Source organism: Streptomyces sp. NBC_00390, from assembly GCF_036057275.1.
Classification (GTDB): domain Bacteria; phylum Actinomycetota; class Actinomycetes; order Streptomycetales; family Streptomycetaceae; genus Streptomyces.
This window is the reverse complement of the sequence record NZ_CP107945.1, coordinates 5,555,726-5,577,177: the sequence shown is the minus strand read 5'-3', so window position 1 is coordinate 5,577,177 and position 21,452 is coordinate 5,555,726. Positions and strand designations below refer to the sequence as shown.

Here is a 21,452-nt window from a genome sequence, read left to right as displayed (position 1 = left end):
CGGGCGTCTGCACACCCTGGGCGCCTCATCGGCAGGACCGGCCCTGCCGCACACATGTGTCAGATCTGCGCCGGACCTGCGTCAGACCTGCTTCTTGGACTTGTCGAGCACCATCACAAGACCCGCGATCACCACGAACAGGGCGATCGGCGCGATCACGAAGAGGCTGACCGTTTCCATCACGCTCAGACCCGGGCCCGGGTCGTCGCCGTCGTCCGGCGTGAGCGCAAGCGCGGGAGACGACATGAGCAGCATCATCAGCGTCGTACCGGCCGCGACGGCGCCGGCGCGCAAGGCGTTCTTCTTGTCCACGGTGCCAACGTAGCGAACGGCTGACCGGGCCGCGCGTCCGGGGGTGCCGTACGGGCCGGGAAGACCTCCAGCAGCGCGTGCAGCCGGGGCGAGGCGGCCAGCTCCTCCAGGCCGACGGGGCGCCCGGAGGCGTCCGCGACGGGCAGTCGCCAGTTCGGGTACTCGTCCCAGGTGCCGGGCAGATTCTGCGGCCGCCGGTCCCCCACCGCGTCCGGCAGCCAGATGCCGACCATGGACGCGGGCGTACGCAGCAGAAAGCGGTAGACCGCCCGGATCCCGCCCTCTTCGTCGTCCGCGCCCTCGGGCAGCAGACCGAGGCCGGTGAGCAGGTCCAGCCATGCGCAGACGTCCGCGCTGTCCTCGGTCCGCTCCTGCTCCAGGGTGCGGGCGAGCAGACCGAGCCGGTGCCGCAGCTCCACATGGCCTCCGCTCAGCCGGGCCGCGGTGGACGGCAGGTCATGGGTCGTGGCGGTGGCGACACAGCCCTCGCGCCACTCCTCCGGCGCCAGCGGGCTGCCCGAGCCGGCCCAGTCGCGCTCGAACCAGAGCACGGAGGTGCCGAGCACCCCGCGCCGCGCCAGGGTCTCGCGCACGCCGGGCTCGACCGTCCCGAGGTCCTCCCCGATGACCACCGCGCCCGCGCGGTACGCCTCCAGTGCCAGGACCGCGAGCATCGCATCGGCGTCGTAGCGGACATAGGTGCCCTCGGTGGGCGGACAGCCCTGGGGCACCCACCAGAGCCGGAACAGGCCCATCACATGGTCGATGCGCAGCGCGCCCGCGTGCCGCAGGATGCCGTGCAGCAGTCCGCGGTACGCGGCATAGCCGGACGCGGCCAGCACATCGGGACGCCACGGCGGCAGACCCCAGTCCTGACCGCGGGCGTTGAACGCGTCAGGAGGTGCGCCGACCGACATCCCGGCGGCGAAGACCTCGCCCTGCGCCCAGGCGTCGGCACCACCCGGGTGCACTCCGACGGCGAGGTCATGGACGACCCCGACGCCCATGCCCGCCTCGCGCGCCGCCCGCCCGGCGGCGGCCAGCTGCTCGTCGGTCAGCCAGGCGAGCCGGCTGTGGAAGTCGACCCGGTCCCTCAGCTCGTTCCTGGCCCGCGCCGTCCGCGGCGAGCGGGGGTCACGCAGCTCGGCCGGCCAGCTGTGCCAGTCGGAGCCGTACACCTCGGCCAGGGCGTACCAGGTGGCGTGGTCCTCCAGTGCCTGGCCCTGCCCGGCCAGGAAGTCGCCGTACGCGGCGCGGCGGCCCGGACCGAGGGGCACGCGGTGCAGCAGCTCCAGCGCCTCCCGCTTGAGGGCCCATACGGCGTCCCGGTCGATCAACGCGCCCTTTTCCAGGACGGATTCACGCAGCTCGGTCCCCTTGTCACGCAGCCCGTACAGGCGTTCGCGGGCGGGGCCGTCCGCGTACGCGTACTCGGGGATGTCCTCGATGCGCAGATGGACCGGATCGGGGAAGCGGCGCGAGGAGGGGCGGTACGGCGAGGGGTCACCGGGGGCGCCCGGTACAGCGGCGTGCAACGGATTCACCTGCACGAAGGATGCTCCGAGGCTCCGGCCCGACCAGGAGGCGAGCTCGGCGAGGTCACCGAGGTCGCCCATGCCCCAGGAGCGGGCGGACAGCAGGGAGTAGAGCTGCACCAGGAAGCCGTGCGAGCGCCCCTGGGGCCGCGGCACCCGGTCCGGGGCGACGACCAGGGTCGCCTCAGCGGCCCGTCCGTCCGGCGCCGTGGCGTGCAACCGGTGGACACCGAGAGGCAGTCGGGCCCGTCCGGCCGTCTGCCCGGGTGCGCTCCAGGCGGTCTCGGCGCCCTGCTCGGTGGTGATCCGTACGGCCGTGTCACCGGGCAGTTCCGCCAGGGCCTGCGGCAACTCGGCCACACAGCCGTCGGCGCCGCTCCAGGCGACCACCGTCGGCGGCAGCAGCCGCCCGGCGGCGGCCGCATCGGCACGGCCCACGGCGGCCCGGACCGCCTGCGGTGTGGATGCGTCCACGCCGAGGGCGGCGAGCACGCGGACGACGGTGGCGTCGGCCACCGGGACGGTGACCCCCTCGGACGGTGCGTATGCGGTGGCGACTCCGTGCAGCGCGGCGAGCCGGGCAAGGCCCATGCGGACTCCTTCAGACCCCGGGCAGCTCCGAGCCGCCGGCCGTGCCGTGGGCGGTCGGCTCGCTGGTGAGGGGCGCGATGTCGGCGAGCGGCGGCTCGCTGGTGAGCGGGGCGGCGTGGGCGAGCGGGGGCTCGCTGGTGAGCGGCGTGTCGTAGCTGAGCTGTGGCTCGCCGGTCAGCGGAGCCTCGGGGGCGAGCGGGCCGGCGAGCTGTCGCGACGGGGCCGGAACCCGGTCGGACGGCTCCGGGGTCTGTTTGGACAGAGCGGAGAGCAGCAGGTGTGCGGATACGGTCACAGTGGTCACTCCAAGCGGATGGAAGGGTCACCACAGCCCTACCCACCGGGCACGGCGGCAGACCTGCGCGAACGGTCGGCGTGATGTCCGTCACGTTCCGTTCCCCGTCCGGCAGTTGGCTACGATCATCCACCACACCAGGCAAAAAGCCGCACAACGGCCACGCGCATTGACACCCTCACGGTGGGGGTGGTGGGCTCGAAACCCACCGGAACGTCAGGGGAGACCGAGGGGAGAGCTGCGTGCGGCTCGGGGGCAGAAGGCAAGCAGCGGCGGCCGTCGCGGTGGCCGTCATCGGCAGCCTGCTCGGCGGCGCGCACGGCGCGGTCGCCGCTCCCCAGGAGCCCGGCTCCCCGGCGGGCACCGCGCAGGACCCCGAGGGCACGGCTGACCTGCCGGCAGTCTGGCCGCGCCCGCAGTCGGTGAAGCCCGCAGGCAAGGACGTGCCGCTGGGCGACGAGGTGACCCTGGTCGCCGCGTTCAATGCCGACCCGTACGCGGTCGAGCTGGCCGGAGAACTCCTGCGCGAGGCGGGGGTCAAGACCGTCCACCCGGGGCTGCCCGGCCGTGGCCCCGTCGTGCACATCGGCGGCGCCGGCGCGGAGAAGGCACTGCGCGCCCTGCGTGCACCCGAGCGCGCCGATCTGCCCGCCGGGGGCTACCGGCTCGCCGTGGGCAAGGTCGCGGGGCGTGACACGGTCGCGCTCGACGGCGTGGGCGAGGACGGCCTCTTCCACGGGGTGCAGACCCTGCGGCAGCTGATCGACAGCGGGTCGGTCGCCGGAGTCCGGATACGCGACTGGCCGGGTACGGCCGTACGCGGCACGACGGAGGGTTTCTACGGACGGCCGTGGGACCACGAGCAGCGGCTGGCGCAGCTCGACTTCATGGGCCGCACCAAGCAGAACCGCTACCTGTACGCGCCGGGCGACGACCTGTTCCGCCAGGCGCGGTGGCGCGAACCGTACCCGGCGGCACAGCGCGCGGAGTTCCGCGAGCTCGCCGAGCGCGCGCGCCGCAACCATGTCGGCCTCGCCTGGGCCGTCGCACCCGCGCAGTCGATGTGCCTGGCCGACGACGGTGACCTCAAGGCGCTGACGCGCAAGATCGACGCGATGTGGGCGCTGGGGGTGCGCGCCTTCCAGCTGCAGTTCCAGGACGTCAGCTACAGCGAGTGGCACTGCGGCAAGGACGCCGACACCTTCGGCTCGGGCCCGGAGGCCGCGGCCAGGGCCCAGGCCCGGGTGGCCGACGCGGTGGCCCGGCATCTGGCGGAGCGGCACCCGGAGGCGGAGCCGCTGACCCTGATGCCGACGGAGTACTACCAGGAAGGCGCCACCGACTACCGCCGGGCACTGGCGAAGGAGCTGGACGGCCGGGTCCGGGTGGCGTGGACCGGCGTGGGCGTGGTGCCGCGCACCATCACCGGACGGGAACTGGCAGGCGCACGCGACGCGTTCGCGCACCCGCTGGTCACCATGGACAACTACCCGGTCAACGACTATGCGCAGGACCGGATTTTCCTCGGCCCCTACACAGGCCGGGAGCCCGCGGTGGCGAACGGCTCGGCGGCCCTGCTCGCCAACGCCATGGAGCAGGCCTCCGCATCCCGTATCCCCCTGTTCACCGCCGCCGACTACGCCTGGAACCCGAAGGGTTACCGCCCCCAGGAGTCCTGGCAGGCCGCCCTGGACGATCTGTCGGACGGCGATCCCAAGGCCCGTGAGGCGCTGGGCGCCCTGGCCGGCAACGACGCCTCGTCGATACTCGACCCCAAGCACGAGTCGGCGTATCTGCGGCCGCTGCTGGCGGAGTTCTGGCGCACACGCACCACGACGGACACCAGGGCCAGGGACCGGGCCGCGGCCGGACTGCGGGCCGCCTTCACGGTGATGCGCCGGGCACCGCAGGATCTGAAGGGGACGGCAGGCGGCCGGCTCGTCGGCGAAGTGGGCCCGTGGCTGGAGCAGTTGGCGCGTTACGGCGCCGCCGGTGAGCTCGCGGTCGACATGCTGCAGGCGCAGGCGCGCGGCGACGGCGAGAGCGCCTGGCGCGCGTCACTCGCGCTGGAACCGCTGCGCACCGCGCTGCGGCGCAGCCGGGCCACCGTGGGCAAGGGAGTGCTGGCGCCGTTCCTGGACCGGGTGGTGAAGGAGTCGGAGGCCTGGACGGGCGCGAACCGGGCCACGGCGGGCAAGGACACGCTGTGGCTGGACCGGCCCCGGCCGGTCACCGCGGTCACGGCGATGACCGAGCCCGTGAACGGCTCGGCCGGGCGGCTCGAGGCGCACGTACCCGGCGAGGGCTGGCGGGAGCTCGCTGCGCTGTCGCCGAGCGGCTGGACCCAGACGGACGCCAAGGGGCTGCGGGTGGACGGACTGCGGATCGCCTCGTCCGGGAGCGTCCCGCAGGCTCCGGTGCCGGTGCGCTCCGTCGTGCCGTGGTTCGCGGACGAGCCGGCCGCCGGGCTCGACCTCGTACGCCCCGAGACCAGCGCGGAGATCGGCGGCGCCCCGCAGAAGGCGGGTGTGCGGCTGACCGCGCAGCGCCCCGGCGACGTGCGCGGCGCGCTCACGGCGAAGGCGCCGGCCGGTATCGACGTGGCGGTGCCGAAGGAGGCGCGGGTGCCGCGGGGGCTGGAGACGACCGTGCCCGTGCAGGTCACCGTTCCGGCCGACACCCCGCCCGGTGAGTACGAGGTGCCGTTCTCCTTCGCCGGCCAGGAGCGCACCCTCACGGTGCGTGCCTACCCCCGCACCGCCGGCCCGGACCTGGCCTCGACGGCGGGGGCCAGGGCGTCCTCGTCGGGTGACGAGACACCTGAGTTCCCGGCCGCCGCGGCCCTCGACCGCGACCCCGCGACCCGCTGGTCCTCGCCGGTGGGCCCCGGCGCCTGGTGGCAGCTGGAGCTGGCACGCCCGGAGCGGGTGGGTCAGGTGGTGCTGCACTGGCAGGACGCGTACGCGACTCGGTACCGCATCCAGGTCTCGTCCGACGGGCTCACCTGGCGCACGGCGGCGACGGCCGCGCACGGCGCCGGGGGCCGCGAAATCGTCCGCATGGACGCGCGCGACACCCGCTTCATCCGCGTCCAGTGCGACGAGCGGGCCACGCCGTACGGCTACTCCCTCTTCTCGGTGGAGGCGTACGCGGTCGCGGAATGAACGGGTGCCGGGCCGAGCAAGCCGCTCGGCCCGGCACCCGGCCCGGCACCCCAAATGCAAAATGGCCTGCGATCTTCAGGCAGAGATGCCGTCGATCCGGGCCATTGCGTCGTCCGCGCCGTACGGCTGCAGGTATGGCAGCCAGCGCGGGTCCCTATGTCCGGTCCCGATGATGCGCCACGCGAGTCCGCTCGGCGGGGCGGGCTGGTGGCGCAGACGCCAGCCCACCTCGTGCAGGTGCCGGTCGGCCTTGACGTGATTGCAGCGGCGGCAGGCCGCCACCACGTTGTCCCAGGCGTGCTGTCCCCCGCGACTGCGCGGAATGACATGGTCGACGCTGGTTGCGACGCCACCGCAGTACATACAGCGCCCGCCGTCGCGGGCGAAGAGCGCTTTGCGGGTGAGAGGAACGGGCCCCCGGTAGGGGACCCGCACGAACCGTTTGAGCCGGACCACGCTGGGCGCGGCGACGGCACGGGTCGCACTGTGCATGAAGGCGCCGGATTCCTCGAGGCAGAGAGCCTTGTTCTCCAGGACGAGGACGAGCGCGCGGCGGAGCGGTACGACGCCGAGCGGCTCGTACGACGCGTTGAGGACCAGGACGTGCGGCACGGTGGATGCCTCCTTGTACGCCGGCGGCGCGTGGCTCGCGCCGGGACGATCTGTCTTCAGTTTCTCCTCATGGCAGGTCCGAGCGCCACCACGTGCAGGTAACGGGCTCGAGGTGTTTTCCACCACAGCAGCTCACCCGTCCATTCCCGGGTGAGCCTTGTCTCTCCCTCCCGCAAGCGCGCCGAACCACGGCCTCCGCCCCGTTAGGGTTATTGATCTGCCCGACGCAAACCTGGAGGTTTCCCCCGTGAGTGCGTTCTGGTCGTCCGCCCTTCTCGGCGCCGATCCGTCGTCCGAGCCCGTCTCCCTCGACGAGGCGGCCGAGCAGGCGGCGGGCGCCGCGGGCTGGGTGGAGGAGAACTGGTCCACCTGGCTGAACACCGGTCTGCGGATCGCGCTGATCCTGGTCATCGCGCTGGTGCTGCGCATGCTGGTGCGCCGCGCGCTGACGAAGCTGATCGCGCGGATGAACCGGTCCGCACAGGCGGTGGAGGGCACGGCGCTCGGCGGTCTGCTCGTCAACGCCGAGCGGCGCCGGCAGCGCTCGGAGGCCATCGGCTCCGTGCTTCGCTCGATCGCGTCCTTCCTGATTCTGGGCACGGCCGGTCTGATGATCCTCGGCGCGTTCAAGATCGATCTGGCCCCACTGCTCGCCTCCGCGGGTGTGGCGGGTGTCGCGATCGGCTTCGGTGCGCGCAATCTCGTCACCGACTTCCTCTCCGGCGTCTTCATGATCATGGAGGACCAGTACGGCGTCGGGGACTCGATCGACGCGGGGGTGGCCTCGGGCGAGGTGATCGAGGTCGGCCTGCGGGTGACGAAGCTGCGCGGCGACAACGGCGAGATCTGGTACGTGCGCAACGGCGAGATCAAGCGGATCGGCAACCTCAGCCAGGGCTGGGCGACCTCGGCGGTCGATGTCACCGTCCGCTCCTCGGAGGACCTGGACCAGGTCAGCGCGGTGATCAGCGAGGTGGCGGAAGGCATCGCCAAGGCCGATCCGTGGAACGAGCAGCTGTGGGGCCCGGTGGAGGTGCTGGGTCTGACCGAGGTGCTGCTGGACTCGATGACCTTGCGGGTCGCCGCGAAGACGATGCCGGGCAAGTCCCTCGGCGTGGAGCGGGAACTGCGCTGGCGGCTCAAGCGCGCGTTCGACGCGGCGGGTATCCGTATCGTCGGCGGGCTGCCTCAGCAGCAGACGGAGGAGGCCGCTGCCGACCCGACCGCCGCGATGGCCGCTCCGTCCGCCTACGCCTCGACGACGTCACCGCAGTCCGTGGCGGCGTCCCCGATCGCTCCTCCGGCGAATCTGGCGAAGTGATCCAGGGCCCGACGGCTCAGGCCGCAGGGCTTTGGACCGGACCCGGCGCCGCCCCACCGCAACGCCCCCTCAGGTAACGCTTTGGTTGCCCAGGGGGCGTTTGCCATTGACGGGCCCCCGACATGCGCCCTACGTTCCTCGTACGGATTAGGAAACTTTCCTAACAGTGCAGGTCGAGAGGCAGGTGCAGCCGTCATGGCCGGAACCACCCCCGGTACGCCGCGTGTACTGCGCGCCATGAACGACCGCGCCGCCCTCGATCTGCTGCTCGAGCACGGCCCCCTGTCCCGGACCCGGATCGGGAAGCTCACCGGGCTCTCCAAGCCCACCGCCTCCCAGCTGCTGGCCCGGCTGGAGGCCGCGGGCCTTGTCGTCGCCACCGGCACCACCGAGGGCCGGCCGGGCCCGAGCGCCCAGCTGTACACGGTCAACGCACACGCCGCCTACGCCGCCGGCCTCGACGTCACCCCGCTGCGCATCCGCGCCGCCGTCGCCGACATCACCGGCGCGACCGTGGGCGAGTTCGAGCTCGCCACCCCGGGGCGGCGGGCCGAGAGCGTCGTACGGCAGGTCACCGACTCCCTGGACGGCGCGGTGAAGGCCGCCGGGGTGACCCGCGCGGAGGTGCACCGGCTCGTGATCGGCACCCCCGGCGCCTTCGACCCGTCCACCGGGCGGCTGCGGTACGCCTCGCACCTCCCCGGCTGGCACTCCCCCTCGCTGCTCGACGAGCTGGCCGCCGCCCTGCCGATGCCGGTCGAGTACGAGAACGACGTCAACCTCGTCGCCGTCGCCGAGCAGCGCCTCGGCGCCGCCCACGGCCACGAGAACTTCGTGCTGCTGTGGAACGAGGAGGGCCTCGGCGCCGCCCTTGTCATCGGCGGCCGGCTGCACCGCGGTTTCACCGGAGGCGCCGGCGAGGTCGGCTTCCTGCCCGTGCCCGGCGCCCCGCTGGTGCGCCAGGTGACCAGGGCGAACAGCGGAGGCTTCCAGGAACTGGCCGGCGCCCAGGCACTGCCCCGGCTGGCCCGGGAACTCGGTGTCGAGGGCGTCGGCCACGGACCGCACACCGAGGTGGCGACCGGTCTGGTGGCCCGGGCCGCCGAGGCCGGCACGGGGCCTTACCGGCAGCTGCTGGACGCCTACGCGACCGCCCTCGCGACCGGTCTGGCGTCCATGGTCGCCGTACTCGACCCGGAGCTGGTCGTCCTGTCCGGCGATGTGATCGCCGCCGGGGGTGAGGTGCTGCGCGACCGCGTGCAGGCGGAGCTCACCGAACTGGCCGCGTCCCGGCCCCGGCTGGTGCTCGGCGCCGTACGCAGGCATCCGGTGCTGTGCGGCGCGCTGGAGAGCGCGCTGGCCACCACGCGCGACGAAGTCTTCGACACCTCCCGCTGAACCCCCGACGGCACCGCCGGACGCACCACCTGAGCACCTCTCCCCTTCCCCCGACCACGCCATGTCACAGGGAGACACCGCCATGCCCACATACCGCCGGACAACGGCCGTCGCACTGGCCGCGGCCGCCTCGAGCGCCCTGCTCCTCTCCGCCTGCACGGGATCGAACGACGCAGGCGCGGGCGACGATCCGAACGCGAGGACGACGCTGACCTTCTGGCACGGGTGGAGCGCCCCGAGCGAGGTCGCCGCGATCGAGGCGAACATCAAGACGTTCGAGGACAAGCACCCCGACATCAAGGTGAAGGTCGTCAAGGGCATCACCGACGAGAAGCTCAACCAGGGCCTGCGCACGGGCGGTTCGAGCGCTCCGGACGTGGTCTCGTCCTTCACCACCGACAGCGTGGGCCGGTTCTGCTCCTCCAGGGCGCTGACCGATCTGGGGCCGTTCCTGGACACGTCCGGGATCGACCCGGCGACGACGTTCCTGCCGCAGATGGCCAGGTACACCGAGCACGACGGCACGCGCTGCACCGTGCCGCTGCTGGGTGACGCGTACGGCCTCTACTACAACAAGACGGCCTTCAAGGAGGCCGGCATCACCGCCCCGCCGAAGACGCTGTCCGAGTTCGACGCGGCCGTGAAGAAGCTCACCAAGGCGAAGGGTGACGGCTTCGAGCGGCTCGGCTTCATGCCGCTCTACCTGGGCTACGAGACGACGGTCGAGCACTACGGCGGCCAGTTCGGCGTCACGTACGTCGATGCGGGCGGCAAGTCGAACACCGCCGGGGACCCGGCCGTGAAGGCCATGTTCACCTGGCAGAAGAAGCTGGTCGACGACCTCGGCGGCTACCAGAAGCTCAACAGGTTCCGTACGTCCCTCGGCGACGAGTGGGGTGCGAAGCACCCCTTCCACACCGGCCAGGTCGCCATGCAGCTCGACGGCGAATGGCGCGGCAAGATGGCCACCGACGCCGAGCTGGACTTCGAGATCGGCGCGGCGCCCTTCCCCGTCCCGGACGACCGGGCCGCCGACTACGGCAAGGGCTATCTGTCGGGCACCGTCCTCGGCATCGCGAGCAACAGCCCCAGGAAGAACGCCGCCTGGGAGCTGGTGAAGTACCTCTCCACCGACACCGACGCGGTCGTCTCCTTCGCCAACGCCATCCACAACGTGCCCTCGACCATGGCGGCGCTGAAGTCACCGAAGCTGAACAACGACCCGCTGTACCGCACCTTCGTCGACATCGCACAGCACCCCGAGAGCTCGCACGCCCCCTCGTCCGTCAACGGCGGCGCCTTCCTGCTCACGCTCCAGGACCACGCCATCGCCTACGAGAAGGGCGCCGAGAAGGACCTGGACGCGCTGCTGAAGAAGAACGACGCCCAGGTCGACAAGGACAACGAGCAGGCCGGCTGATGACCACCGTTCCTGTCCCGTCGGCGGCGCTGCGGGCCAGGCGCCGCCGGTCGGCGCTGCGCACCCTCGGCTTCCTCTCCCCCTGGCTGGTCGGCTTCAGCGTGTTCTTCGCGTACCCGCTGATCGCGACCGTCTACTTCTCTTTCATGAAGTACGACGGGTTCACCGCGCCGAGCTGGGTGGGCCTCAAGAACTGGGCGTACGTCTTCCAGGACAACCCGTTCTTCTGGCCTGCCCTGCGCAACACGCTGTGGCTGGTGCTGGTGATGGTCACCTGCCGCGTCGTCTTCGGGCTCGGCATCGGTGTCCTGATCACCCGGATCAGGACGGGCGCGGGGTTCTTCCGCACCCTGTTCTATCTTCCATATCTGGCCCCGCCGGTCGCGGCGACGGTGTCGTTCGTCTTCCTGCTCAACCCGGGTACGGGGCCGGTCAACACGATCCTCGCCGCGATCGGCCTCGGCGAGCCCGACTGGTTCAACGACCCCGGCTGGTCGAAGCCCTCGCTCACCCTGCTCGCGCTGTGGTGCATCGGCGACCTCATGGTCATTTTCATGGCGTCCCTGCTCGATGTGCCCAAGGAGCAGTACGAGGCCGCCGAACTGGACGGCGCGAGCGCCTGGCAGCGGTTCCGCTTCGTCACGCTGCCCAACATCTCGCCGATCGTGCTGTTCGCCGTGATCACCGGAGTGATCGCGACGATGCAGTACTACACCGAGCCCCTGGTGGCCGCGAAGGTCGCCAGCGGTGTGATCGGCGGCTCCGGGCAGCACTTCGAGCCCGGCTACCCCGACAAGTCCACGCTCACCGTCCCGCAGGTCGTGTACAACCTGGGCTTCCAGCGCTTCGACACCGGGGCCGCGTGCGTGGTCGCACTGGTGCTGTTCGTGCTGGCCATGGTGTTCACGGTGTTCCTGATGCGTCGGCGCAGCGGCTTCATGTCGCCGGAGGACTGACCGCCCATGACAACAGAACTCTCCCTGCCGCGTACGGCGCCGACGCCGGCGCCCGGCAAGAACAGCTCTGCGGCCCGGACGGCGCGCCGCCGGGCGGCCCTGGAGTGGATCGCGCTCCACTCGCTCGCCCTCGCCGCCGCCCTGTTCTTCCTGCTGCCGTTCGTCTTCGTCTTCCTGACCGCGGTGATGAGCGGTGATCAGGCGTTGACCCGGGACCTGTGGCCGCACACCTGGGAGTGGGGCAACTTCGCCGATGTGTGGAACACGCCGGGCTTCCTGACCTGGTGGCGCAACACGCTGCTGTACGCGGGCGGGGGCACCGTCCTCGCGGTGGGCAGCAGCCTGCCGGTCGCCTACGCACTCGCGAGGTTCCGCTTCCGCGGGCGCAACGTGATGATGATGCTCGTCATTGCGGCGATGATGCTGCCGCCACAGGTGATCATCGTTCCCATGTACCTGTTCTGGGCCAAACAGCTGGATCTGGCGGGCACGCTCTGGCCGTTGATCATCCCGTTCGCGTTCGGCAACGCGTTCACGATCTTCCTGCTGCGCCAGTTCCTGCTGACGATCCCGCGCGAGTACACCGAGGCGGCCCGGATCGACGGCTGCGGCGAGTTCCGCACGCTGGTCAAGGTCGTGGTGCCGATGGCCCGGCCGGCGATCGCCGCTTGTGCGCTGTTCCACTTCTTCTACTGCTGGAACGACTACTTCGGCCCGCAGATCTACGCTTCGGAGAACCCGGCCGCCTGGACGCTGAGTTACGGCCTGGAGTCCTTCAAGGGAGCGCACCAGACGGACTGGAATCTCACGATGGCAGCGACCGTGCTGGTCATGGCCCCGGTGATCATCGTCTTCTTCTTCGCCCAGAAGGCATTCGTCGAGGGCGTCACACTGACCGGAGTGAAGGGCTGATGGACACATGAAGCTCGCAGTCGTGGGTGGCGGATCCACCTACACACCGGAGTTGATCGACGGCTTCGCCCGGCTGAGGGACACCCTGCCGATCAGCGAGCTGGTGCTGATCGACCCGGCGGCCGGCCGGCTGGAACTGGTCGGCGGCCTGGCCCGGCGCATCTTCGCAAGGCAGGGCCACTCCGGGAAGATCGTCACGACCTCGGACCTGGACGCGGGTGTCGAGGGTGCCGACGCCGTACTGCTCCAGCTGCGCGTGGGCGGCCAGGCCGCCCGCCACCAGGACGAGACCTGGCCGCTGGAGTGCGGCTGCGTCGGGCAGGAGACGACGGGCGCCGGCGGGCTCGCCAAGGCGCTGCGCACCGTGCCCGTGGTGCTCGACATCGCCGAGCGGGTGCAGCATGCGAGCCCCGGTGCGTGGATCATCGACTTCACCAACCCGGTCGGCATCGTCACCCGGGCACTGCTCCAGGCCGGGCACAAGGCCGTCGGGCTGTGCAACGTCGCCATCGGTCTCCAGCGCAGGTTCGCAGCCCTCCTCGACGTCGCCCCGGCCGATGTGCATCTGAACCATGTGGGCCTCAACCACCTCACCTGGGAGACAGGTGTGCGACTCGGAGGTCCCGAGGGGGCCGATCTGCTGCCGAAGCTGCTGGCCGATCACGGTGACCGGATCGCCGACGACCTGCGTCTGCCGCGCGCGGTGCTCGACCGGCTCGGCGTCGTCCCCTCGTACTACCTGCGCTACTTCTACGCGCACGACGAGGTGGTGCGGGAGCTGCGGGCCAAGCCGTCGCGGGCCGCCGAGGTCGCCGAGATGGAGCGGCAGCTGCTCGAGATGTACGGCGACCCGGCGCTCGACACGAAGCCGGAGCTGCTGGCCAGGCGCGGCGGCGCCTTCTACTCGGAGGCGGCGGTCGATCTGGCGGCGTCACTGCTCGGCGGGGGCGGGAGCCCGTACCAGGTCGTGAACACGTACAACAACGGCACGCTGCCGTACCTCCCGGCCGACGCCGTGATCGAGGTGCAGGCCACCGTCGGCCCCCAGGGCGCCACGCCACTGCCCGTACCCGGGCCGGACCCGCTGTACAGCGGGCTGATCGCGAACGTGACCGCGTACGAGGAGCTGGCGCTGGAGGCGGCCCTGCGCGGTGGCCGCGACCGAGTGTTCAAGGCGCTGCTGGCCCACCCGCTCATCGGCCAGTTCGAGTACGCGGACAAGCTCACCGATCAGCTGATCGCGCACAACCGGGAGCACCTCGCGTGGGCGTGAGAGCCGCGGTCCTCGCCATCGACGCAGGCAACAGCAAGACCGATGTGGCCTTTGTCGGGGCCGACGGGTCGGTGCTCGCCACCGCCCGCGGGGGCGGCTTCCAGCCGCCGGTCGTCGGTGTCGAGGCGGCGTTCGACGCGCTCGGCTCGACCGTCGACGAGGCGCTGGCGCGCGCCCGTGACCGGGGCGAGCCGGTCGACGAGGTCGGCCATGTGTCGGCCTGCCTCGCCAACGCCGACCTGCCGGTGGAGGAGGAGGAGCTCACGGCCGCGCTGCGGGGGCGTGGCTGGGGCGGGACGGCGGAGGTCCGCAACGACACGTTCGCGATTCTGCGCGCAGGCGTGGACGAGCCCCGGGGCGTGGCCGTGGTGTGCGGTGCGGGCATCAACTGCGTGGGCATGCTGCCGGACGGCCGCACGGCCCGCTTCCCCGCGATCGGGACGATCTCCGGGGACTGGGGCGGCGGCGGGGGGCTGGCCGAGGAGGCGTTGTGGTTCGCTGCGCGGGCCGAGGACGGGCGGGGCGAACCCACGGCGCTGCGTACGGCGCTGCCCGCGCACTTCGGCCTGGACTCGATGTACGCGCTGATCGAGGCACTGCATCGCGGCCGCATCCCGCTCACGCGCAAGCACGAGCTCACGCCGGTGCTGTTCGCGACGAGCGCGGCGGGCGATCCGGTCGCCCGTTCGCTGGTGAAGAGGATGGCGGACGAGGTCGTGGCGATGTCCACGGTCGCGCTCGCGCGGCTCCAGCTCCTCGACGAGGAGGTCCCGGTGCTGCTCGGCGGCAGTGTGCTGGCGGCCCGGCATCCCGAACTCGAGGACCGCATCCGCGCGTTGCTGGCGGTCAGGGCGCCGAAGGCGGTGGTGGACGTGGTGACCGCCGCGCCGGTGCTGGGCGCTGGCCTGCTGGGGCTGGACCGTGTCGGGGCGACGGCTGGGGCGAGGGCGAGGCTGCGGACGTACTACGCGTAGCTCCGCGGCGGGGGCTGATTCCCTCAGCGGATGCGTGCGGCGGGGCGCGGTGGGGGACACATGCGGCGTGGCGGGGCGCGTGAGGCCGCATCTGAGCGATTCCGGCCATGACTTGACCACCCGTCCGGGTGGCATCGGCCGCGGAGTGGAACCGATCAAGGACCGCAGGCGTATTCATGGTGGGGACAGAGTGGGGGGATCGACCGGGCAGGACCTGCGTTGTCAGGACTTGAACAAGATCCAGTCAATTCTGGTGTGAGACAGTTCCCTCCGGCCATACTGCTGGCCGGGAGTCGTCCTAAGGACCCGCCGGGGGGTGGGACCGACGTCAGCGACCGAGGGGGAGGTCACGTGACACACCTGCCGAATGTGCGTACCGCGCCTCAGTCGGCTCCGCCGCCCGCGCCCGCGCAGCCACCGGCCGGGCCGCCTGCGGGCCGTGGCGCATGGGCAGAGGTGCGGCGGCGGCTGCGGGCCGCGGCCACGACCGAGCCCGGGCGGCTGCAGATCATCGGGGCCGTGCTCGCCGCGTTCGTGCTGACCTTCGGCGTGGTGACCGCCTTCGAGACCGCCGACCGGGCCGCCGCGGCGGACGACGTGGTGAGCCGCAGTCAGCCGCTGAGTGCCGACGCCGCCTCGATCTACCGCACGCTGGCCGACGCGGACACCGCGGCCTCCAGCGGCTTCCTGGCCGGCGCCGAGGAGCCCCGGGCGGTCCACGAGCGGTACGAGAAGGACATCGCGCTCGCCTCCCGGCTGCTGGTCAAGGCCGCCGCGAACACGGACAGTTCGAGTGAGTCGGGCCACCAGATAGCCACGTTGAACGAGGGCCTGCCGCGCTACACCGGCCTGATCGAGACCGCCCGGGCCAACAACCGGCTGGGCCGGCCGCTGGGCGGCGCCTATCTGCGGTTCGCCAACGAGCAGATGAGCAAGCAGCTGCTGCCCGCGGCCGAGAAGCTGTACGCCGCGGAGACGGCCCGCCTGGAGCAGGACGACGACGACGCCCGCTTCTGGCCCATCGCCTCGCTCGTGGCCGGTGTGATCGCCATCGGTCTTCTGGTGGGGGCGCAGCGGCGCAACTACCGGCGGACGAACAGGGTGTTCAACCATGGACTGGTCGCCGCCACGGCGGCCACGACCGTGGTGCTGCTGTGGCTGGCCGTGGGACACACGGTGGCCCGCGCCCAGCTGAACGACGCCCAGGTGCACGGACAGCAGTCGCTGAAGGTCCTCAACGACGCGCGGATCGCCTCGCTGAAGGCACGGGCGAACGAGAACCTCACCCTGGTCGCCCGGGGCGCGGTGCTCACCGACGACGGCAAGAACGACAAGTACGCCGCCGAGTTCGCCGCCGGGATGGACCGGCTCGGCAAGGAGCTGAACCGGGCGCAGCAGCTGGCCGGCGACGACGAACAGGGAGCGGGCCCCGTCGAGAGCGCGGCGAAGGGCATGTCGGCGTGGCAGGACAGGCACGCCGACGTGGCCCGGACCGACCGCGCCGGTGACTACGAGGGCGCGCTGAAGAAGGTCATCGGCGCCAAGGGGTCCACCGGCGAGTGCTTCGACAAGGTCGACCAGGCGCTGGAGCTGGCAGTGGCACACGAGCAGCGTCAGTTCACCGAGGCGGCCAAGGACGGACGCGGGGCGTTCGGCGGGCTGCCGGTCGGGGCGGCGGCCCTGGCCGTGCTCGGCGCCGTCGGAGCGATCCTCGGCATCAACCGCAGGCTGTCGGAGTACCGGTGAGAGGGGGAGCGATGGCGGGTACGAGGTCCAGGCTCCGCGGCTGGGGCGGCGTGGCTGGGATGGCCGCGGCGTGTGCGCTGACCGCGGCCGTCACCCTGCTGCCGCTGTCCCGGGGCGGCGCGGACGCGCTGAGTTCCAAGCCGGCAGGTCACGGCCTGGCGGCGGCTCCCGGGAAGGCGGACGACTGCAAGGACCCGGAGGCCTCGCTCCAGCCGTCCGGAGCGGACGGGCCGGCCATCGACGCCATCAAGGAGCGAGGCCGGCTGATCGTCGGCGTCGATCAGAACAGCTACCGCTGGGGCTACCGCAATCCGGCCGGCGGCGGGCTCGAAGGGTTCGACATCGACCTTGCCCGGGCCATCGCGGAGGACATCCTCGGCGACCGGGATGCCGTCATATTCCGCGCGATACCGACCAACCAGCGCATCGCCGCCCTGAACAGCGGCACGGTGGACATCGTCGTGCGGACCATGACGATCAACTGCAGCCGGATCGAGCAGGTCGCCTTCTCCACCGCCTACTTCCAGGCGGGCCAGCAGGTACTCGCTCCCAAGAGCTCGAAGATCACCGGGTACGACAAGTCCCTGACCGGCAAGCGGATCTGCTCGGCCGAGGGCTCCACGGCGTACGAGGCACTGGAGAAGAAGAGTTTCGGGGCGACGTTCAGGGACGAGCACGACGGGCAGCCGCAGGACGAGGACGTGTACACCGTGCCCAACCAGCTGGACTGTCTGGTCAGACTCCAGCAGGGTCTGGTGGACGCGGTGGTGACGGACAACGCACTTGCTGCGGGCCAGGCCGCCCAGGACCCCGCGGTGGAACTCAAGGGCGACAAGCCGTTCACCACCGAGTACTACGGCGTGGCCACCAAGCTCGGCAACGACGACCTGGTGAAGCGGGTGAACCAGGTACTGGTCGACTACCGCAAGGCCGACTGGAAGCGGGCGTACGAAAAGTGGCTCGCAGCGGACCTGCCCGGGATCACGGGGCCGCCGCAGCCGAAGTACAGGACCGGCTGAGCATCGCGGATACCGGGCGGCCATGGAAGCAGTGACAATGGATCGGAGAGGTGATCGATGGGCGTCGCGGGACCCTTCCCCGGCTCCGCGGGGAGACCGCAGGGGCCGGTGATGGACCGGGACGAGGTGGACCGCGCCCTCGCGCGGCTCGACGCGGAGCACGAGGCGGTCGAGACCTCGCTCCTCGCGCTGCAGGACCATGCGGGCCGCAGGCTCCTCGAAGGGGCCGAGCTGACGGGCGTCACCAAGGACCGCTGGGCCGGCGCCGAGCAGGCCATCACCCTGCTCTGGGGGTACTTCGACGCGTACACCGCCGCCCTGCACGAACTCCGTGAGATCCGCGCACGCCGGAACCGGCCCAGCCGTGAGGACCTGGTGGAGCTCACCGAGCGGCTGCGCGGGCGCAGTGTGACCGCGGCGAGCCCGGCCGCCGCCCCCGCACCGTCGATCACCGGACCTGCCAGACTCTCCGAGGAGTTCACGCTCGAGGAGCTCGTCATGCGGATGAACGAGCTGTACGCGAGCTCCCTGGACATGGTGGTGACCGCGGACGCGGTGTGGTCGGCGCTGCCCGCACGGATAGATCTGCTCTCCGCGGAGCTGCAGCGCACCCGTTCACTCGCGCACTCGGTGGGCGTACGGCCCGGTGAACATCCCTCCGGCGACGATCTGGAGTCCATCACCCACGAGCTGTCCGCGCTGCGCACCCAGGTGGTGTCCGATCCGCTGGCCTTCTGGCGTTCCGCGCCGGGGAGTTCGGCGCCCGGCGGCGGCCGGCCGGACACCGAGCGCTACGACCGGGCGGCGCGCGCCCTGGAGGATGTGCGCCGGGAGATCGAGGCGGTACTGCAGGTCCGCCAGGACTCCGAGGAGCGGCTGCTGCGGCTGCGGGACCTGCTCTCACGGGCCGACCGGACGCTGACCGAGGCCCGCGCCGCGCGCGGCGAGGTCCTGGCGAAGATCGCCGCCTCCGAGGTCCCCGCCGTGAGCGGGCCTCCGACCGTGTTGCAGGAGCGGCTCGCCACGGCCTCGGAGTACCGCAGGCACGCGCAGTGGCACCGGCTCTCGCCCCTGCTGGAGTCCCTGGAGCGCGAGGCCGAGGACGAACTGCTGCGGGCCAGGGAGTCGTTGACGGCGGTCACCGCTCCGCTCGCGGTCCGCGCCGAGCTGCGCGGCCGCCTCGACGCGTACAAGGCGAAGGTCGCCCGGCACGGGCTGGCGGAGGACCCGCTGCTGATCGAGCGGTACGACGCGGCGCGCAGGATGCTGTGGAGCGCGCCGTGCGATCTGCGGGCCGCCGAGCAGGCGGTGCTGCGCTACCAGCACGCGGCCGTGGAAGTGATGGTGCCCAGAGCGCCCGGAAGTGACTCCGGGCCGGTCGACCGCAGGGGGGATCGATGAGTGAGACGAAGAACTGCCAGCGTCCCGGCTGCGAAGGCACGTACGAGGACATGGGCGGCGGCGAGCTGTACTGCGACACCTGCGGGCTGGCACCCGTCGTGTCGGGAAACGGCATGGTGTCGTCGCCGCCGACGGGTATCACCGGCGGCGGGCGTGACTCCGGTTCGACGGGCGGCAGTTCGCGTTCGTCACGGGCCTCGTCACGTTCGTCGACCTCGCGCCGCTCGGTCTCGGGCCGGCTGTCGCGCTCGCTGACCGGGAGCAGCACCTCCACCCGGTCGGTCTCGGTGCGCAGCTCCGGCTCCTCGACCAGCGCCTCCGGCCGCAACCGGCTGGGCGCCGGCCTGGTGTCCGTGCCGGAGGTGCCGCGCCCCGACCCGCGTTCGGCGGTGATGGCCGACCCCGAGGTCCCCGAGCGCAAGCGGTTCTGCTCGCGCTCCGACTGCGGCGCTCCGGTGGGACGCGCGCGGGGGGACCGGCCGGGACGTACGGAGGGCTTCTGCACCAAGTGCGGCCACCCGTACTCCTTCGTGCCGAAGCTGGCCGCCGGCGACATCGTGCACGGACAGTATGAAGTGATGGGCTGTCTCGCGCACGGCGGTCTCGGCTGGGTCTACCTGGCCGTCGACCGGGCGGTGTCCGACCGGTGGGTGGTGCTCAAGGGCCTGCTGGACACCGGCGACCAGGACGCGATGGCAGCGGCGATCTCGGAGCGCCGCTTCCTGGCCGAGATCGAGCACTCCAACATCGTCCGGATCTACAACTTCGTCGAGCACCTCGACCAGCGCACCGGTTCCCTCGACGGCTACATCGTCATGGAGTACGTGGGCGGCAAGTCGCTGAAGGAGATAGCGAACGGGCGGCGCGGCGTGGACGGGCGGCGTGACCCGCTGCCCGTGGAGCAGGCGTGCGCCTATGGCATCGAGGCGCTGGAGGCGCTCGGCCACCTGCACAGCAGAAACCTTCTGTACTGCGACTTCAAGGTCGACAACGCCATCCAGCAGCAGGACCAGCTCAAGCTCATCGACATGGGCGCGGTCCGCAGGATGGACGACGACGAGTCCGCGATCTACGGGACCGTCGGCTACCAGGCGCCGGAGGTCGCCGAGGTCGGCCCCTCCGTCGCCTCCGACCTGTACACGGTGGCACGCACCCTGGCGGTGCTCACGTTCGACTTCCAGGGCTACACGAACGTGTTCGTGGACTCGCTGCCGGACCCCGACAACATCGAGGTCTTCCGCACGTACGAGTCGTTCTACCGGCTGCTGGTGCGGGCGACGGACCCCGATCCGGCACGCCGGTTCGCCTCGGCACAGGAGATGGCGGAGCAGCTGACCGGTGTGCTGCGGGAGGTCGTGGCGATCCAGACGGGACGCCCGCGCCCGTCGCTCTCGACGCTGTTCGGACCGGAACTGCGGGTTACGGACACCCAGTTGTTCACCGAGCTGAGCGGGGACGTCTCCCAGCTCGGCGGGCGGGCGGTGATTCCCGCGCCGCGTACACCGGCCGCCCCGCTCGCCACGGCCCCGCCGAGTCTCGCGCTGGCGCCGCAGCTCGCGGTGCTCGACGCCCGTGCGACCTCGCTCGCGCTCCCGGTCCCCCGGGTCGACGCGAGCGATCCGAACGCGGGCTTCCTGGCCGGTCTGATGGCCTCCGCGCCCGCCGAGCTGATCACGGCGCTGCTCTCCGCGCCCACGCCTTCGCCCGAGACCAGACTGCGTGAACTGCGCGCCCGCCTGGAGATGGGCGAACTGGCCGCGGCGGACGGGGCACTGGGTGCGCTGGAGCAGCAGCAGCCGGACGACTGGCGGGTCGTCTGGTACCGGGGCATCGCCTCGCTGGTGACCGGGGACAACGAGGCGGCCGCGCTCTCCTTCGACGCGATCTACGACGCGTTCCCGGGCGAGCCCGCTCCCAAGCTGGCCCTGGGCGTCTGTGCCGAGGTGCTGGGCCAGCTGGACAACGCGGCGGAGTACTACCGCCTCGTGTGGACGACCGACCCGAGCTATGTCAGCGCGGCGTTCGGTCTGGCCCGGGTGCAGCTCGCGGCGGGCGACCGGGCCGGGGCCGTACGGACTCTGGAGTCGGTTCCCGAGGCGTCGATCCACTACACGGCCGCGCGCGTCGCGGCCGTACGGGCCAGGCTGCGGCGACGCGCCGTGCACGAACCGCTCATCGACGATCTGACGGCGGCTGCCACGCAGGTGGAGGCCCTGGCAGATTTCGGTCTGGACCCGGTGCGCCGCGAGCGGTTGTCCACAGAGGTGCTCGGCACGGCGCTGGACTGGGTACTCTCCGGAAGTCCCGGGGCCCGGCTGCCCGTTCCGACCGCACCGGGCACGCCGCCTGCGCCGCACGCGGGCGCACCGACCGTGCTGCTCGGCAGTGAACTGGACGAGCGCGGCCTGCGCTTCGGACTGGAACGCTCCTACCGGGTGCTCGCCCGGCTCGCCCAGCGCGGCGAGGAGCGGATAGAGCTGGTGGAGCGGGCGAACCGCTACCGCCCCAGGACGTGGGTGTGAT

The 21,452-nt window shown here is 71.7% G+C and carries 16 protein-coding genes; 12 read left to right on the top strand and 4 right to left on the bottom strand.

Annotated features, from left to right (window positions below; translation table 11 throughout):
- Window positions 1–81: 81 nt before the first annotated feature.
- Genes OHS70_RS24520 through OHS70_RS24510 form a run of 3 tightly spaced genes read right to left on the bottom strand, consistent with a single transcriptional unit; the run spans window position 82 to window position 2,733 of the window.
- On the bottom strand, window positions 82–312 hold the full coding sequence (locus OHS70_RS24520) for a hypothetical protein (protein ID WP_328400539.1): 231 nt from the start codon (window positions 310–312) through the stop codon (window positions 82–84).
- Window positions 258–2,438: a 4-alpha-glucanotransferase gene (gene malQ / locus OHS70_RS24515; RefSeq protein ID WP_328400537.1), complete on the bottom strand. Its 2,181-nt coding sequence runs from the start codon at window positions 2,436–2,438 to the stop codon at window positions 258–260. The genes OHS70_RS24520 and malQ overlap by 55 nt, the downstream gene beginning before the upstream one ends.
- A gap of 10 nt (window positions 2,439–2,448) precedes the next feature.
- A complete protein-coding gene (locus tag OHS70_RS24510; RefSeq protein ID WP_328400535.1) occupies window positions 2,449–2,733 on the bottom strand; it encodes a hypothetical protein in 285 nt (94 codons plus the stop codon).
- 242 nt (window positions 2,734–2,975) lie between these two features.
- Here OHS70_RS24510 and OHS70_RS24505 point away from each other — a divergent pair, with 242 nt between their 5' ends.
- Window positions 2,976–5,897, top strand: a complete 2,922-nt coding sequence (locus tag OHS70_RS24505; protein ID WP_328400533.1) for a beta-N-acetylglucosaminidase domain-containing protein — start codon at window positions 2,976–2,978, stop codon at window positions 5,895–5,897.
- A 75-nt stretch (window positions 5,898–5,972) separates the two neighbouring features.
- On the opposite strand, the gene OHS70_RS24500 is transcribed toward OHS70_RS24505, so the two are convergent.
- Entirely contained in the window at window positions 5,973–6,509 is a 537-nt protein-coding gene (locus OHS70_RS24500; protein WP_328400531.1) for an HNH endonuclease, read from the bottom strand.
- Window positions 6,510–6,756: 247 nt separating this feature from the next.
- On the opposite strand from OHS70_RS24500, the gene OHS70_RS24495 reads away from it, so the two are divergent.
- The 11 genes from OHS70_RS24495 (at window position 6,757) to OHS70_RS24445 (ending at window position 21,451) form a co-directional block, all read left to right on the top strand.
- Complete coding sequence (locus tag OHS70_RS24495) at window positions 6,757–7,830, top strand: mechanosensitive ion channel family protein (RefSeq protein ID WP_328400529.1); 1,074 nt, start codon at window positions 6,757–6,759, stop codon at window positions 7,828–7,830.
- Between the two features lie 195 nt (window positions 7,831–8,025).
- Window positions 8,026–9,228 (top strand): ROK family transcriptional regulator, encoded by a 1,203-nt coding sequence (locus OHS70_RS24490; protein WP_328400527.1) that lies wholly within the window; start codon window positions 8,026–8,028, stop codon window positions 9,226–9,228.
- Between the two features lie 82 nt (window positions 9,229–9,310).
- Window positions 9,311–10,648: an ABC transporter substrate-binding protein gene (locus OHS70_RS24485; protein ID WP_328400525.1), complete on the top strand. Its 1,338-nt coding sequence runs from the start codon at window positions 9,311–9,313 to the stop codon at window positions 10,646–10,648.
- The gene (locus OHS70_RS24480) at window positions 10,648–11,604 is read left to right on the top strand and encodes a carbohydrate ABC transporter permease (protein ID WP_328400523.1); all 957 of its coding nucleotides are present in this window, start codon (window positions 10,648–10,650) and stop codon (window positions 11,602–11,604) included. The genes OHS70_RS24485 and OHS70_RS24480 overlap by 1 nt, the downstream gene beginning before the upstream one ends.
- A gap of 6 nt (window positions 11,605–11,610) precedes the next feature.
- Complete coding sequence (locus OHS70_RS24475) at window positions 11,611–12,516, top strand: carbohydrate ABC transporter permease (RefSeq protein ID WP_328400521.1); 906 nt, start codon at window positions 11,611–11,613, stop codon at window positions 12,514–12,516.
- 7 nt (window positions 12,517–12,523) lie between these two features.
- Window positions 12,524–13,789 (top strand): 6-phospho-beta-glucosidase, encoded by a 1,266-nt coding sequence (locus OHS70_RS24470; protein ID WP_328400519.1) that lies wholly within the window; start codon window positions 12,524–12,526, stop codon window positions 13,787–13,789.
- On the top strand, window positions 13,780–14,763 hold the full coding sequence (locus OHS70_RS24465; RefSeq protein ID WP_328400517.1) for an N-acetylglucosamine kinase: 984 nt from the start codon (window positions 13,780–13,782) through the stop codon (window positions 14,761–14,763). The genes OHS70_RS24470 and OHS70_RS24465 overlap by 10 nt, the downstream gene beginning before the upstream one ends.
- Window positions 14,764–15,114: 351 nt before the next feature.
- Window positions 15,115–16,509, top strand: coding sequence for a hypothetical protein (locus OHS70_RS24460; RefSeq protein WP_443062649.1), 1,395 nt, complete (start codon window positions 15,115–15,117; stop codon window positions 16,507–16,509).
- A gap of 11 nt (window positions 16,510–16,520) precedes the next feature.
- Window positions 16,521–17,528, top strand: coding sequence for a glutamate ABC transporter substrate-binding protein (locus OHS70_RS24455; protein ID WP_328400515.1), 1,008 nt, complete (start codon window positions 16,521–16,523; stop codon window positions 17,526–17,528).
- A 57-nt stretch (window positions 17,529–17,585) separates the two neighbouring features.
- On the top strand, window positions 17,586–18,929 hold the full coding sequence (locus OHS70_RS24450) for a hypothetical protein (RefSeq protein ID WP_328400513.1): 1,344 nt from the start codon (window positions 17,586–17,588) through the stop codon (window positions 18,927–18,929).
- Window positions 18,926–21,451, top strand: coding sequence for a serine/threonine-protein kinase (locus OHS70_RS24445; protein WP_328400511.1), 2,526 nt, complete (start codon window positions 18,926–18,928; stop codon window positions 21,449–21,451). The genes OHS70_RS24450 and OHS70_RS24445 overlap by 4 nt, the downstream gene beginning before the upstream one ends.
- Window position 21,452 lies beyond the last annotated feature (1 nt).

Excerpts from the sequence above, each read along its gene's own strand:
- malQ (WP_328400537.1), bottom strand. The coding sequence starts at position 2,438 with ATGGGCCTTGCCCGGCTCGCCGCGCTGCACGGAGTCGCCACCGCATAC.
- OHS70_RS24490 (WP_328400527.1), top strand. The coding sequence starts at position 8,026 with ATGGCCGGAACCACCCCCGGTACGCCGCGTGTACTGCGCGCCATGAAC.
- OHS70_RS24485 (WP_328400525.1), top strand. The coding sequence starts at position 9,311 with ATGCCCACATACCGCCGGACAACGGCCGTCGCACTGGCCGCGGCCGCC.
- OHS70_RS24480 (WP_328400523.1), top strand. The coding sequence starts at position 10,648 with ATGACCACCGTTCCTGTCCCGTCGGCGGCGCTGCGGGCCAGGCGCCGC.
- OHS70_RS24475 (WP_328400521.1), top strand. The coding sequence starts at position 11,611 with ATGACAACAGAACTCTCCCTGCCGCGTACGGCGCCGACGCCGGCGCCC.
- OHS70_RS24470 (WP_328400519.1), top strand. The coding sequence starts at position 12,524 with ATGAAGCTCGCAGTCGTGGGTGGCGGATCCACCTACACACCGGAGTTG.
- OHS70_RS24455 (WP_328400515.1), top strand. The coding sequence starts at position 16,521 with ATGGCGGGTACGAGGTCCAGGCTCCGCGGCTGGGGCGGCGTGGCTGGG.
- OHS70_RS24450 (WP_328400513.1), top strand. The coding sequence starts at position 17,586 with ATGGGCGTCGCGGGACCCTTCCCCGGCTCCGCGGGGAGACCGCAGGGG.
- OHS70_RS24445 (WP_328400511.1), top strand. The coding sequence starts at position 18,926 with ATGAGTGAGACGAAGAACTGCCAGCGTCCCGGCTGCGAAGGCACGTAC.